The sequence below is a fragment of the Micromonospora sp. CPCC 205558 genome (assembly GCF_036902955.1).
Lineage (GTDB): Bacteria > Actinomycetota > Actinomycetes > Mycobacteriales > Micromonosporaceae > Micromonospora.
Window position 1 is genome coordinate 99,049 of record NZ_JBAKHR010000017.1, and the last position, 14,183, is coordinate 113,231.

Here is a 14,183-nt window from a genome sequence, read left to right on the forward strand (position 1 = left end):
GGTCGATCGTGCCCGTTGACGCGGGTCCGAGCAAGATCCCCGCGTTGGGCAGAATCGCCGGTTTCCGACCGTACGAGCCGGTGGGAAGTGCTACCACTTCGAGGTGGACCGGACCGACGGGGCAGGCCGCTGACCATGGGTTCCAGGGCGGCGGGACACCTGGAGCCGGTCCCGGCGGCGGCCACGCCCGGCCGGGCGACGTTCCTGGAACTCTTCTTCGACCTGGTGTACGTCTTCGCGCTCACCCGGATCTCAGCGCGCGCGTTCGAGGATCTGACGCAGGACCCGGGCGGGGCCAATGGCTGGGCTGCGGTCACCGGCGGTGCCAAGACCCTGCTGTTGCTGCTCGCGCTCTGGGCGGTGTGGCAGGGCACCGCGTGGACGACCAGCCGCTACGACCCGTACCGGGTGCCGTTGCAGACCGTGGTGATCACGGCGTTGGTGTGCAGCATGTTGATGGGGGTGGCGATCCCCCGGGCGTTCAGCGAGACCGGGCTGATGTTCGCGGTGGCGTACGTGGTCGCGCAGGTGACCCGGCCGGTGATCCTGTCGATCGCGCTGGGCGCTCACCGGTACCGCCGGTTGAAGGTGCGGATGGCGGTGATCTTCGCCGTCAGTGGGGTGCTGTGGATCAGCGGCACGATGCTGAGCACCAATGCGCAGGTGCTGCTCTGGTCAACGGCGCTGGCGCTCGAGTACCTGGCGGCCCGCTGCGGCTGGCCGGTGCCCGGCCTGGGCCGCTCGACGATCTCCAAGTGGGAGATCGCCGGGGAACACCTGGCCGAGCGGTACCAGCAGTTCTTCCTCGTCGCGCTGGGCGAGACGATCCTGGTGGCCGGTTTCGCGTACAGCAGGGGGCCGAACGAGATGGGGCACGCCTGGGCGTTCGCGCTGGCGCTGGCCACCTCGGTCATGCTGTGGCGCATCTATGTGCAACGGGCCGGGCGGATCCTGGGCGAGGCGGTGGTGAAGGCCCGCCACCCCGCCAACATCGGCCGGTCGGCTGCCGACACCCACCTGCTGATGGTGATCGGTCTCGCTGCCACCGCGATCGGATACGAGCTGATCATCAACCATCCGCTGGAGCGGATCCCGGGGCCGTGGCTGGTCATGGTGCTCGGGGGCCCGGCCCTGTTCCTGGCCGGGCGGGGCCGCCTGGAGTACGAGGTGTTCGCGCGGGTCTCCCCGTCCCGGTGGATCGCCCTCACGGTGCTGGTGGTGTCGTCGGTGCCGCTGCTGCACCTGCCCGGTGTGGTCGCTAGCGCGGTCGGGGCGCTGGTGCTGGCCGCGGTAGCGGTGGTCGACGCCCGTCGGGCTCGCGGCGCCCCACCGGAGGCCGCCACGCCACCGTTCTGAGCCTCGCGCCGTGATGTCGCGGCGGCGCGGAGGGTTACTCTCGGCCGGTGACCTTCTCGCTCGTCGCCCGCTCCGCCGACGGCCGCCTGCACGGCGTGGCCGTCGCCAGCAAGTTCCTCGCCGCCGGGGCCCTGGTGCCGGCCGCCGCCGCCGAGGTGGGTGCCCTGGCCACCCAGGCGCACGTCAACCTCGCCTACCGCCCGCAGGGCCTCACCCTGCTGCGCACCGGGGTGGCCGCCGCCGACGTGGTGGCCGGGCTGATCGCCGCCGACCCCGAGCGGGACCACCGCCAGCTCGGCGTCGTGGGGGCCAGCGGCGCGGGTGCCAGCTGGACCGGGCCGGCCTGCCACCCGTGGGCTGGCGGGCGGGCCGGCGACGGCTGGGCCGCACAGGGCAACATCCTCACCGGGCCGGAGGTCGTCGACGCGCTCGGTGCGGCCTGGCAGGCGGGCACGGCGCTGCCGTTCGCCGAGCGGCTGCTCGCCGCGCTGCGGGCCGGCGACGAGGCCGGCGGCGACCGGCGAGGCCGGCAGAGCGCCGGGCTGCTGGTGGTCGAGCGCGGCGGCGGGTACGGCGGCACCAGCGACGTGGTGGTGGATCTTCGCGTGGACGACCACCCGGACCCGGTGGCCGAGCTGGGTCGCCTGCTCACTGTGCACACCATGCTGTTCGGCCGGCCGGACCCGGCCACCCTGCTCGACCTGACCGGCGCGGTCGCCGCCGAGGTGGCGGCGCTGCTCGGCGCGCTGGGCCATCCGGTCCACGAGGACGGGCCGGAAGCGGCGTTGATCTCCTGGGCCGGGATCGAGAACCTGGAGGAGCGGCTGGTGCCGGGGCGGATCGACCCGGTGGTGCTGACGCACCTGCGCGGTGTCGCGCCGCACGTCCCCGCCCCGCGCGCCGCGAGCTGACCCGACCGCGCGCCCGGGGCAGCGCCGTCGGTCGGCTCAACCCTTCACCCGGGGCACCAGCCGGTGCACGACGGTCAGCGCCAGTGCCATCACCACGGCCATCGTGCCGGCGATCCCGGCGGCGCTGCCCGCGTACCCGACGAACAGGGGGCGGCGGGCCAGTTCGTCCGGCCCGGTGCCGCGCAGGTCGAGCAGCCAGGACAGGGCGAGCCCGCAGACGACCAGGGCGAGCACACCGCCGACCCCGAGCACCAGCGCCGCGATCCGGTGCGCGTCGCCGGGGGCGATCTCGGCCTGCTCCCGCTGGGTGACCAGCAGGAGCAGCCCGGCCAACGCCGCCCACACACCCACCACGAGGTACGCGGCGACGGCGTCGCTGGGCCGGTGCCAGCCGGCGGAGAGGGTGGCGACACCGGCGACGGCGGCGTAGCCGGCACCGATGAAGGCACCGGCGGCCCGCACCTTGCGCGGCAGCACGAGCATCAGCGCGACCGCCACCGAGGCGGCCACCGTGGTGTGCCCGCTGGGCAGGCTGTTGCCGACCGCGGCGCGTGCCGGGTCGAGGCCGTAGTCGGGGCGGTTCAGCCCGTACTTGAGCAGTTGGGTCGTGACGTTCGCGCCGGCGATCAGCAGGGTCGCGGTGATCGCCAGGGCGATCCGCCCCCGGATCAGCGCGATGAACCCGATCATCGCGGTGGCGGCCAGCAGCGAGACCACCGACATCGCGTTGAGGATCCGGTCGACCGGACCATCGATGGTGTCCTGTCCGATCCGGTTGCCGGTGAGGGCGACCGTGTCCACCCACTGGCCGACCTCGGAGTGCACGGCCACCCGCCATACGGCAAGGAAGGCGGCCGCCTGGACGAGGGCCAGTACGACCAACCAGACCGCGGTCCAACCCCGTGCCGTCGCGCGCATCCGCACACCGTAGCGGCAGGTGTCGGCGCTCCGAGCGGTGGCCCGCCGCCAGTCGCCGGTTAGGTTGTGCCGGAGGCGAGGAGGCGGTTGGTGAGCGGAGCACCGGAGCGCGACAGCGGCCCGGCCGAACCCGGCCCGGAGCAGCGTACGGGCGCCGACGCGGGGTCTGGAGGGCCGGCGCGGGCCGATGCGGACACCGCTGCGGGAGGGCCGGCGCGGGCCGAGTCGCTGACGGATCTGCTGGGCGGGCGACGCGGTGCCATCGATGCAACACTGCCGCCGCTGGCGTTCGCTGTGGGCTGGTTGCTGGGCGGCGAGTCGCTGTGGGGCGGCGTCGGCGCGGCGCTGGCGGTGGGCGCGGTGGTGGCCGCCGTACGGCTGCGTCGGGGCGACCGGCCTCGCTCGGTGCTGATCGGGCTGCTGGCCGTCTGCGTCGCGGCGTTGATCGCGGTGCGCACCGGTCGGGCCGAGAACTTCTTTCTGATCCAGGTGCTCTCCAACGCCGCGAGCGCTCTGGCGTGGACGGTCAGCATCGTGGTGCGGTGGCCACTGCTCGGTGTGCTGGTCGGCGCGGCGCTGGGCCAACGTGCCCGGTGGCGACGCGACCCTGTGCTGCTGCGCGGGTACGGCCGGGCCAGTTGGGTGTGGACGGCGACGTACCTGCTGCGGCTCGCCGTGTTCGTGCCGCTCTACCTGGGCGGGCAGGTGCTCGCGCTGGTGGTGGCCCGGGTGGCGTTGACCTGGCCGCTGGTGGCGGCGGCGCTGGCACTGAGCTGGGTGGTGTTGCGGCGCTCGCTGCCGGCCGGGCACCCGGGGCTGCGTCACCCGGTCGCGCCGCCTCGCTGATCGGCTGGCGCGGCGGACCCGGGGCGAAGAAGCGGCCGGACTCGGGGCAAAAAAGTGGAGAGGCCGCCACGGGGGGAGCGGCCTCTCCGGTGACGTACGTTACTCCGTCACGGACCTCGGTGTGATCCCGCGACGGCCCGAATTTCTGGGCTTTTTCGCGGCTGGCTTCAGTCCGGGCGGTGGGGCGGGCCGGCCGATCCGCTGCGTCGGCCAGATGGCCGGCCCACCCCGGCCTGACCGTGGGTGTCAGGCCGTCCGCCAGCCCCGGTCCGTCGTTCCCCGGACCGGGACCGGACCCCGGGGTGGGCGGTCCACGCCACCCACCCCGGGTCGTCTCAGCCGTTCGGGAACAGGCTGCCGTAGTCGGCGTACGCCATGGCGACGTCAGCCTGCGCCCAGAACCGGTGGTAGTTGAACTCGGGCTCCGCACCACCGTTCAGGTACGCCTGCACCTTGGGCCAGTCCGGGTCGTTCTTGTAGAAGGAACGGATGTCGAGGAAGCTCTTGCCGGCGGCGATGGCATCGCCGTTCGGCATCTTCCCGGTCCAGCCCGACGGGACGTAGAGGCCCTGCCCGGTGGACGCGTTGTAGACGTCGTCGAAGCGCCGGTAGTCACCGCGCTTCTCGGTGGTGGAGACGCCCTTGGTGTCGCTGGCGGCCGACAGCGCGTCGAGCAGCCCCTTGGCGGTGTCCTTCGCCGCCACGTTGCCGGACTTGGCCGCGTACGCGATCAGGGTCCGGGCGTAGGCGGCGGTGACGCCGACGTCCTGGCCCTTCACCGTGACCTCGACGTGCAGGTTGGTGTTGGGCTGCGGGTTGGACGGGTTCCACGTGGTCGGCTGACCGCTCCACGCCATGTCCGACGGGATCGACCAGTTGGTGCCGAGGGTGGTGTTGGCGATCGCCCAGGGCACCCACTTGTCCAGCAGCGCCTTGGCCTTCGCGTTGCCGGTCTGCAGGTACAGCTCGGCGATGCGCTGCATCGACCAGGCCTGCATGCCGAACCACTGGTTCGACGGCGGGTCGTTGTAGACCGGGTCGACGTCGTAGAACATGCCGTAGAAGGTGCTGGTGCCCGACGGCGGCTGGCCGTAGTGGCCGTCCCAGCTGTTGGTCGCGCCGCCGGCGATGCCGCCCTCGGCGGACTGCAGCCAGGTGTAGAACTCCAGCTGCCGGTCGAAGCTCTTGGTCCAGTCGGAGACCGCGGTCGACGACTGCGGCTTGAGCTCCGGGGTGTTGGTCAGCGCCCAGGCCGCGAACGGGTTCTGGTAGCCGAAGTGGCTGTGGCTGGAGCCGATCCGCCAGGACCAGTTCTGGCTGGTCTCGTACGCGCCGCCCCAGGCGTAGTACCAGGACAGCAGGTAGTGCGCCGAGTCCCTGCCGCTGCCGGCGGGGCAGGCGCTCGCCCCGACGCAGTTGCCGATCTTCTTGAAGTACTTGTCGAACATCGCGTACCGCAGGTAGTCGCCCATCTTGGCGGCCTTGGTGATGGTGGCGGCGACGTCGGCCTGCTTGTTCTGCGCCTTGGCCCAGGTCAGCGCCCAGTACGCGGCCTGCACGGCGCGGGCGTCGGCGTCCGGGGCGTTGGTGTACTTCCACTGCTTGGCGGGGGCGCCGGTGTCCTTGACGAACAGGTCGAGGTAGCCGTACTGACCGCCGTGCGCGAAGGTGTCGCAGGACGGCTGCGGGACGGTCTCCCAGACCGATTCCTGGGTGCCCCGCTGGAAGGTGTTGATGTAGGCCGGCTTGGTGGTGCCGTCACCGCAGCGGCCGAAGCCGTAGGTGTTGTCGACGTCGATCAGCCAGTGCATGCCGTAGATGTCGCCGGTGCCGTAGGTGGACTGCAACTCCGAGCGGAGCGGGTCCTGGCCGACCGGGACGTTCGGGTCCAGCGCCGAGGGGTACTGGCTGGGCAGGTTGTACTCCGCGGCGTACTGCGGGGTGCCCGCGGAGCCGGCGGTGGGCTGGTCGGCGTGCGTCGGAATTATGTACTTTTCCATCACCGTCCAGGCGTTGTTGAACGGGGCCCAGTTCTGGGTGACCCGCCCGTAGTTCGCCTCCAGCCAGAGCCAGAAGCTGAACGCCTCGGAGGTGGTCTCGTGACCGTGGTCAGGGGCTTCCACGATCAGCGTTTCCACCGAGTGGTACGGCACGCCCTCGGGGCTGAAGTAGCCCGAGTTCTTGATCTTGCCGTACTGGTCGAGGAACTTCGCGATGTAGGTGTTGTCGCCGCCCGGGGTGTCGTTGTCGATCTCGGTGGCGGTGACCGCCAGCGAAGCGAGACCCGTGGCGGAGGCGGTGATGGTGGCGGCGCCACCGACGGTGTCGGCGTCCTCGGCCGCGGCGACAGTGACGGTGACCCCGGTGTTCCAGTTGCTCGAGGTCAGCGTGACGCTGGTCGGCGAGACCGTGACGTCGGAGTCACCGGTGCGGGTGAGGGTGACCGGCACACTGGCCGTCGGCGCGGCGCTGAGCTTCAGGTTGAAGGTGGTGGTGCCACCCTCGTTGACGCTCACCGCGGACGGAGTGGCGATCAGCGTCGGGCCGCTGGCGGCGCCGACGGTGAACGCCTTCTCGTCGACCCCGATGCCGTTGGCGTTGTCGTACGCCTTGGCCTGGACGGTGTAGCTGCCGGCCGGCAGGTCCTCCTGGGTGTAGGCGTACGGAGCGCTGGTGTCGGTGTTGATCAGCAGGCCGTTGCGGTAGAACTCGACCTTGCTGATCGTCCCGTCCGGGTCGCTGGCGGTGGCGGTCAGCGGCACGTCGGCCGGCGCGGTGAACGGCCCGGACGGCAGGCTGAGCGACACCGTCGGCGGTTGGTTGGCCGGGGTGCCGTTGCAGGGAGTGCCGTTGAGGGTGAACGCGGTGGGCTTCGGGTTGCTCCCCGTGTGGGCGCCGTTGAAGCCGATGGTGGTGGACGCCCCGGTGCCGAGGTTGCCGTTGTACGACTCGTTGGTCGCGGTGACCTCACTGCCGGACTGGCTGTACCTGGCCGACCAGCCCTGGGTGACCCGTTGACCGCTGTTCGGGAAGGTCCACTTGAGCGTCCAGTTGGTGATCGGGTCGCCGAGGTTCTTGATGGTGATGTTGGCGGTGAAGCCGGTGTTCCAGTCGTTGGTCGCGTAGACCACGTCGCAGGCGGGCGCGGCCTGCGCGGCGCCAGCAGGCAGGGTCACCCCGCCGATGGCGAGCAGCGCGGCGGCGGCGAGCGCCACTCGGCGGCGTATTGCCAGTTGTCTCATGTGCGCGGTGTCTCCTCGGACCAGGCCGGGATGGTCCCCGGCGAGGCGCCTGCCCGCGAGGGTGGTGGTCCGCGGGGATGTCGAGGCGCCGGGAAGGTGGTCTTCCCCGGGCCCGGCCGGGGTTAGGGCGGTGCGGCCCGCGCGGGAGGGGGTCCCGCCGGCTGATCGGGTGACCGTGACCGGAGCTGGTGCTGCCGGCTGCCCTCGGTGGACCCGCACTCACGCGATGTGGCTCCTGTCGCGTCGAATCGACAGTGTGCCATGGAAGCGCTCCCACAACAAGCGCAGGGAGCGTTGGATCAGCTCCTTGTTTCGATCTCGTTTTGGGGCTTTCACAAAGGCGTGACGGGCGTTACAGTCGCAACATCGGTCGATGGGAGCGCTTCCATCGACAAGGTTCCATAAGAAGATCGCTGGGGTTGTCTCTGACGAGCCCAGGGAACCAGACCGAGGGCCGACGACGGGCCAGCCCGGACGCCGTCGTCAGCCATCGTCCCGCCACAGGGAGGGAGGTGGAACCAGAGCCACTCGCGTGGCCCGGCTCCCGCGCGACACGCACGGCAGGACCCAAATTCCGCCCGTGTGTGTGCAGTTACAGTGGGGACGGGGGTTGCCCTCCCCCGTCCCCACACTAAACCCCCGTACACGATAGGAAAAGAGGCCGACGGGACAGGCGCGCCGCGCCGCCCGGACGGCCTCGTTCGCTGCTCGGGGCCACACCCGTCTCCCACTTGCCAGCGCCGGCCGCCATGACGGCCGGCTAACCAGCCGGCAGCGTCTGCCCTATCATGGGAGCGCTCCCGAATCCTTCGGCGGTGGCCCCGTATCCATGAGGAGAATCCATGTCGATACCTGTTGGGCCCGCCGGCCCGCTGCGCTTCCCGGACAACTTCGGCTGGGGCGCGGCCACCTCCGCGTACCAGATCGAGGGCGCCACCAAGGAGGACGGGCGCGGCGAGTCGGTCTGGGACACGTTCAGCCGCGTCCCGGGGCGCACCCGCAACGGCGACACCGGCGACGTGGCCATCGACCACTACCACCGCTACGCCGAGGACCTCGACCTCATGCGCGACCTCGGGTTGCGCAGCTACCGCTTCTCCATCTCCTGGCCCCGGATCCAACCCGACGGCACCGGCACGCCCAACCAGCGCGGCCTCGACTTCTACCGCCGCCTCCTCGACGGCCTGCACGAGCGCGGCATCACCCCGATGGCCACCCTGTTCCACTGGGATCTCCCCCAGGCGCTACAGGACGCCGGCGGCTGGGAGTCGCGCGACACCGCCCACCGCTTCGCCGACTACGCCGACGTGGTCTTCCGCGCCCTCGGCGACCGGGTGCCGTCCTGGCTCACCATCAACGAGCCCAAGACCGTGGTGCAGAACGGCTACCTCACCGGCCACCACGCCCCCGGCCGGCAGGACCCGGACGCCGCCTACCTGGTCGCCCACCACCTGCAACTCGCGCACGGGTTCGCCGTCGGCGCGCTGCGGGCCAGCGGCAGCGACAGCCGGATCGGCCCCGCACTCAACCTGCACCCCTGCTACCCCGCCGACGACTCCCCGCAGGCCGCCGCGGCCGCCCACCTCTACGACGGCTACGAGAACCGCCTCTACCTCGACTCGCTGTTCAAGGGCAGCTACCCGGAAGATCTCCTGGCCGACCTGGGCCCGCAGAGCCGGATGGTCCAGGGCATCCGCGACGGTGACCTGAAGGTCATCTCCGCGCCGGTCGACCTGCTGGCCGTGCAGTACTACACCCCGATCTACGTCACCGCCGACGGCGGCACCGCCCACCGCTGGGCGACCTCCGAGGCCGAGTGGCAGCAGATCTACCCCGAGGGGATGTACGACCTGCTGACCCGGGTCACCCGCGACTACGGCCCTATCCCACTCACCATCACCGAGAACGGGTTACCCACACCGGACACGCTGGCCGCGGACGACACCGTCCAGGACACCGGCCGGATCAACTTCCTGCGCGACCACCTCGCCGCCGCGCACCGGGCCATCGCCGACGGGGTGCCGCTGGAGAGCTTCCACGTCTGGTCCCTGCTGGACAACTTCGAGTGGGACCAGGGCTACGACCAGCGCTGGGGCCTGGTCTACGTGGACTACCCCACCCAGCGGCGGGTGCTCAAGAACAGCGCCACCTGGTACCGCTCCGTCATCGCCGACGGCGGCTTCTGAAGGCACCGCCACCCGGACCGCCGGGCCCGGACGGCTCGGCTCGGGTGAGCCGGTGACCGTCCGGGCCTCGGCCGGCTCAGTCAGCGGGGCAGCGCCTGCTGCAACTCCGCCCGCAGGGCCGGGGTGAGCATCTCCCCCGCCTGCTTCGCCAGCCGGGCCATCTCGTAGCCCACCACACCGATGTCCGCGTCGCCCGCGGCCAGCGTGGCCAGGATCGAACCGTCGCGGATCTGCATCACCAGGAAGTAGCCACGGCCCATCTCGACCACCGTCTGCTTGACGATGTCGCCGTCGAACATCTGGGCCGCGCCCGCGGTGATGCTCATCAGCCCGGAGGTCACCGCGGCGAGCTTGTCCGCGTTGTCACGGGGCAGGTGATCGGAGATCGCCACCAGCAGCCCGTCGGAGGAGACCACCACCGCGTGCGCCACACCCGGCACCCGCTCCGCGAACGCGCTCACCAGCCAGCTGAGGTCACGCGCCTCCTGGCTCAACGTCGTCACTGTCGTCGTCCCCCTTCGTCGTGCCCCCCGGACGGTGGCACGGGTATCTCGGTGGTGTCCTCAGCCTCGGCGCGCCGCACTCCGCTGTAGAGCCGCGAGAGCATGCCGCCGACCGCCTCCGGGTCCGGGTCGGTGCGGGTCGGTGCCGTCATCGGTTGTGCCGAACGGGTGACCGCGCTCAACTGCGCCATGGGCACCCGCACCGGCAGTCCCCGCTCGTTGGTGCCGGCGGTGACCGGGATGGTCGGCGGTGCCGCCGGTGCGGGCACCACCGGCGCGGTCGGGCCCTGCCGCGAATACCAGCCCCCGCCGTTACCGTTGGCAGCGGCCGGGGTCAACACATCGTCGGCGCGCACCGGCACCGGGCGGCCCTGCCGCGGCACGCCGACGCCCGGCGGGCGGCCGGCCACCGGCAGGTCCCGCACCGCTGCGCCCGGCACGGGGGCGGCAGCCGGCCAGCCGGCCCCGGCCTGCGCGGCGAGCCCCCGCGACGCGTTGGCCGCCAGCATCCGCGCCGACGGGGGCGCGTCCAGCTGCACGTTTCCCGGCGGAGCCAGCAACACCTCGGGCAGGGCCAGCCGGGCGATCAGGCCGTCATCGCCGCCGTCCAGGCGCACGCGTACGCCCAACCGGGCCGCCAGGTGGCTGACCACGAAGAGTCCCATCCGCTCCACCGCCGCGACGTCCGCGGCCGGAGGAGTGGCCAGCACCTCGTTCGCCTGGACCAACGCGGCCGGGCTCATGCCCAGACCGTGGTCGACGATCTCGATCAGCGGAGCCCCCGCCTCGACCCGGGCGGTCACCACCACGACGGTGTCCGGGCGGGAGAAGGCCGTGGCGTTCTCCAACAGCTCGGCCAGCAGGTGCACCAACTCGCCGACGGCGTGCCCGACCACGTGCACGTCGGCCACCGACTCGATCCGGACCCGCTGGTACTGCTCGATCTCGGCGGCGGCGGCCAGCAGCACCGCACCGAGGCCGACCGGCCGGTTCCACCGGCGGGTGGAGTCGGTGCCGGCGAGCACCAGCAGGCTCTCGTCGTTACGACGCATCCGGGCGGCCAGGTGATCGAGCTTGAACAGGTTCTCCAACTGGTCCGGGTCGCCCTCCTCGCGCTCCAGGTCGTCCAGCAGCTCCAACTGGCGCTCCACCAGCACCTGACTGCGCCGGGCCAGGTTGACGAACATCGCGTTGACGTTACGCCGCATGAGCGCCTGCTCGACCGCGACAGTGACAGCGCTGCGGTGCACCGCCACGAACGCCTCGGCCAGCTCGCCGATCTCGTCGAGGGACCGGACCACCGCAGGCGCGACCTCGATGCGGGGCACCCCGCCGGTGACGGTCTTCAGTCGGTCCAGTGCGTCCGGCAGCTCGACCTGGGCGATCCGCAGCGCCTGACTGCGCAGCATCCGCATCGACCGGGCGACCGACCGCCCGATGAACAACGAGATCAGCAGTGCGGCGAGCAGGACCGTGGCGACCCCGCCGACGACCAGCAGGGTCGTCCGCAGCTGATCGTCGCTGGCCTGCTCGGCCTGCCGCACGGCGTCGTCGAGCACGCCCGCCTCAAGCTGGCGCAGCAACTCCTGGCGCTGCTGGCTGGCCGACCACCACTGCTCCGACGGGAGCACCTGCGGCGACGCGCCGCCGGAGGAAATGCTGCGTTCCTCCAGATCGGTGGCGACCAGGAACATCGGCGACACCGAGGTCTCGTCGTAACGGCGGATCTGGTCATTGGTCGCGGCCACCCGGAACGCGCCGAGCGCGGTGAGTTGCTGGCCGCGCAGGTCGGCGAGGACGACCCGGTCCTCGGTGCCGTACGCACCGGCGCGGGCGGCGGCGTAGAGCTGGGCCCGCACCCGGGAGGAGAGTTCCTTGACCCGGGCCAGCTGGACGTAGCGCAGCACCGCGTCGTTCAACGCCGGCTGGTTCTGACCCGGCGTCGGTTCGGCGAGCAGGTCGAGCAACGCCCTGACCGCCCGGTGGTAGTTGCCCAGGATGGTCTCGGTGCTGAGCACCGCCGGCGGAATCGCCGCGCGGATGTCGACCACCTGGTCGTACGCCTCCAACGCCTCGGAGAAGGCGACCCGCCAGGACGCGTCCGCGTCCGCCAGTGGCTCGGCGGCCCGGCTGAGGTCCACGATGGCCTTGTCGGTGGCCGCCTGCAACGGTTTCAGGTCGTTTGCGGCGGTCTGCCGGTCACCACCCTTACGCAGCTCACCCAACTCCCCCGCCGAGCGGTCCCGCTCCTGCTGGAGCTGGTGCACCGCGGCGGTGATCTGCCGGCCGATGCCGACCTGACTGGAGAAGTCGTTCAACGCCGTCGTGCGCCCCACCAGCGCGCTGGTCTGCAGACCGGCCAGCAGGAGGAACGCCATCGACGGCACCACAAGCACGGTGGCGAGCTTCGTGCTCATCCGCCAGTCGCGCAGCCGGAACGGCGATCGCCGTCGGTGCGGAACGACTCGGACGTCGAAGCGGCGGCGGCGATGGTTCGAAACCGCACCGTTCGCCGGGTCGGGACCTGCCGCCACCCTGCCTCCTCCGTCCTACCGCGTCCACCGCGGTCGGGGGAGCGGAGTCCATCCAACCAGGCCCGGTACCGCTGTCAACGGCCCGGGCGAGACCGAGGTTCAGGAAGGATACTGCGGGTGCGAACCTCCTGCCGTGGTCGGTAAAACCAGCTCGTCCGTCCGGCCGATGTCGGCGAGCTCGATCGCGTCACCGAAGCGCCCCAACGCGACCAGGGCGGCACCGGTGGCGCCGATTTCCGGGTTGCGCTGATGCGACACCGGTCGCGGTGCGAGCGCGGTGGCGAAGGCCTGCCGCCACCACACCGAGGCGGCCACCGCGCCGCCGCCCAGCACCACGCCGACCGGTTTGTCGATCGTGGACTCCAGCACCCCGAGATCCTCGGCGACCAGGTCACACAGCCCCTGCATCAGCCCGGCCAGGATGTCGACCGAGGTGGTGCTGAAGCTGAGGCCACGCAGCTCACCGCTGCCCGCCGGCGCCAGCCCGGGCGCCCGGTCGCCACCGAAGCGGGGATCCGCCGGTCGCCCACCGCCCGCCGGCACCAGCGCCAGCGCCGCGTCCAGCTCGGCGCCCCGGGGCAACCGCAACTCCCTGTTCGCCCAGGCGAAGAGGTTACCCCCGTTGGCGTACGCGGCCCCGGTCACCACGTGGTCGTGGTCGACCCGGTAACGCCACAGCCGTTCCGGCAGGCGGGGCAGCGGTTCGCCGGCCGGGATCCGCTGCATCAGTCGTACGGCCGCGGAGGTGCCGACGGTGACGGCGGCCCGGCTCGGGTCGACGCAGCCCGAGCCGACGTTCGACGCCCCGCCGTCGCCCACCGGCGGTGACCAGCGGGCCTGCGCCAACTGCGGCCACCGACGAGCCAGGTCGACCCGGAGCCGGCCGTGCCAGTCCAGCTCCCCGAGGGGCGGCAGGTCCTCCGGTCGTGCCTCGGCCAACGCCAGCGCCTCCTCGTCCCAGCGCAGGGTGCCCAGATCCAGCAGACCGGTCCCGGAGGCCTGGGAGATCGACATGGGCGCCGTATCGAGCAGCTCACCCAGCACGTACTCGGGCAGACCGACGAACCGGGCGATCGGGGTGCCGGACTGTTCGCGCAGCCAGGGCAACCGCATCGACCAGTACGACCGGTGCCACCAGCAACCGGTGCGCTGGTGGAAGCCGTCCGGGTCGGTGGGGCCGGCGGTGCGACCGACCGGTGCGGGCCGGGTGTCCAGCCAGGTGACCACCGGGCCCAGGGGAGCGCCGTCGCGGTCCAGCGGCAACACCGAGTGCCACTGGGCGGAGACCGCCACCAGGCCGACGTCGTGCAGGTGCCCCGACTCGGACAGCTCGTCCAGACACTCGACCAGGCTCGCCAGATAGTCCCGACCGGACAGCGTGCCGGTGCCGTCGTCGCCGATGGCGAGTTCGACCTTGCGCCGGGCCAGGGCGCCGGGCAGCGGCTGGGTGTCCGCGTCCAGCACCAGCCCACGTACCGAGGAGGTGCCCAGGTCGAGCGCGAGAATGTTCATCGCCGGTCAAGTTACCCCGTGCCAGCGGCGCGACGGGCGCGTAGGGTGGATCACATGCTCGCGCAATTGACCAGTTGGTGGCCCGCCGATCCGGCGGCCATCTCCCGCGCGTAGCTCCATCCACGCGGCCGCCATCGAGGCGGTCGCCGGATCTCCCGGCTTCAGGGCCGCCCGA

At 71.9% G+C, this 14,183-nt stretch carries 9 protein-coding genes; 4 read left to right on the plus strand and 5 right to left on the minus strand.

Going from position 1 to position 14,183, the window contains the following annotated elements; genetic code table 11:
* Positions 1–135 precede the first annotated feature (135 nt).
* A complete protein-coding gene (locus V6U86_RS20180) occupies positions 136–1,356 on the plus strand; it encodes a low temperature requirement protein A (protein WP_334505406.1) in 1,221 nt (406 codons plus the stop codon).
* A 47-nt stretch (positions 1,357–1,403) separates the two neighbouring features.
* The gene (locus tag V6U86_RS20185) at positions 1,404–2,267 is read left to right on the plus strand and encodes a DUF1028 domain-containing protein (RefSeq protein ID WP_334505407.1); all 864 of its coding nucleotides are present in this window, start codon (positions 1,404–1,406) and stop codon (positions 2,265–2,267) included.
* 36 nt (positions 2,268–2,303) lie between these two features.
* On the opposite strand, the gene V6U86_RS20190 is transcribed toward V6U86_RS20185, so the two are convergent.
* Positions 2,304–3,191, minus strand: a complete 888-nt coding sequence (locus V6U86_RS20190) for a phosphatase PAP2 family protein (RefSeq protein ID WP_334505408.1) — start codon at positions 3,189–3,191, stop codon at positions 2,304–2,306.
* A gap of 231 nt (positions 3,192–3,422) precedes the next feature.
* Here V6U86_RS20190 and V6U86_RS20195 point away from each other — a divergent pair, with 231 nt between their 5' ends.
* On the plus strand, positions 3,423–4,031 hold the full coding sequence (locus V6U86_RS20195; RefSeq protein ID WP_334505461.1) for a DUF3159 domain-containing protein: 609 nt from the start codon (positions 3,423–3,425) through the stop codon (positions 4,029–4,031).
* Positions 4,032–4,366: 335 nt separating this feature from the next.
* Here V6U86_RS20195 and V6U86_RS20200 read toward each other — a convergent pair whose 3' ends face one another.
* A complete protein-coding gene (locus tag V6U86_RS20200; protein WP_334505409.1) occupies positions 4,367–7,273 on the minus strand; it encodes a glycoside hydrolase family 48 protein in 2,907 nt (968 codons plus the stop codon).
* Positions 7,274–8,115: 842 nt separating this feature from the next.
* Here V6U86_RS20200 and V6U86_RS20205 point away from each other — a divergent pair.
* The gene (locus V6U86_RS20205) at positions 8,116–9,459 is read left to right on the plus strand and encodes a GH1 family beta-glucosidase (RefSeq protein WP_334505410.1); all 1,344 of its coding nucleotides are present in this window, start codon (positions 8,116–8,118) and stop codon (positions 9,457–9,459) included.
* Between the two features lie 80 nt (positions 9,460–9,539).
* On the opposite strand, the gene V6U86_RS20210 is transcribed toward V6U86_RS20205, so the two are convergent.
* From V6U86_RS20210 to V6U86_RS20220, 3 genes are all read right to left on the minus strand, one after another.
* Entirely contained in the window at positions 9,540–9,962 is a 423-nt protein-coding gene (locus V6U86_RS20210; RefSeq protein ID WP_435826665.1) for a roadblock/LC7 domain-containing protein, read from the minus strand.
* Entirely contained in the window at positions 9,959–12,496 is a 2,538-nt protein-coding gene (locus V6U86_RS20215) for a sensor histidine kinase (RefSeq protein WP_334505411.1), read from the minus strand. Before V6U86_RS20215 ends, V6U86_RS20210 begins: the two co-directional genes overlap by 4 nt.
* 99 nt (positions 12,497–12,595) lie before the next feature.
* Positions 12,596–14,008, minus strand: coding sequence for an FGGY family carbohydrate kinase (locus V6U86_RS20220; RefSeq protein ID WP_334505412.1), 1,413 nt, complete (start codon positions 14,006–14,008; stop codon positions 12,596–12,598).
* Positions 14,009–14,183: the final 175 nt, after the last annotated feature.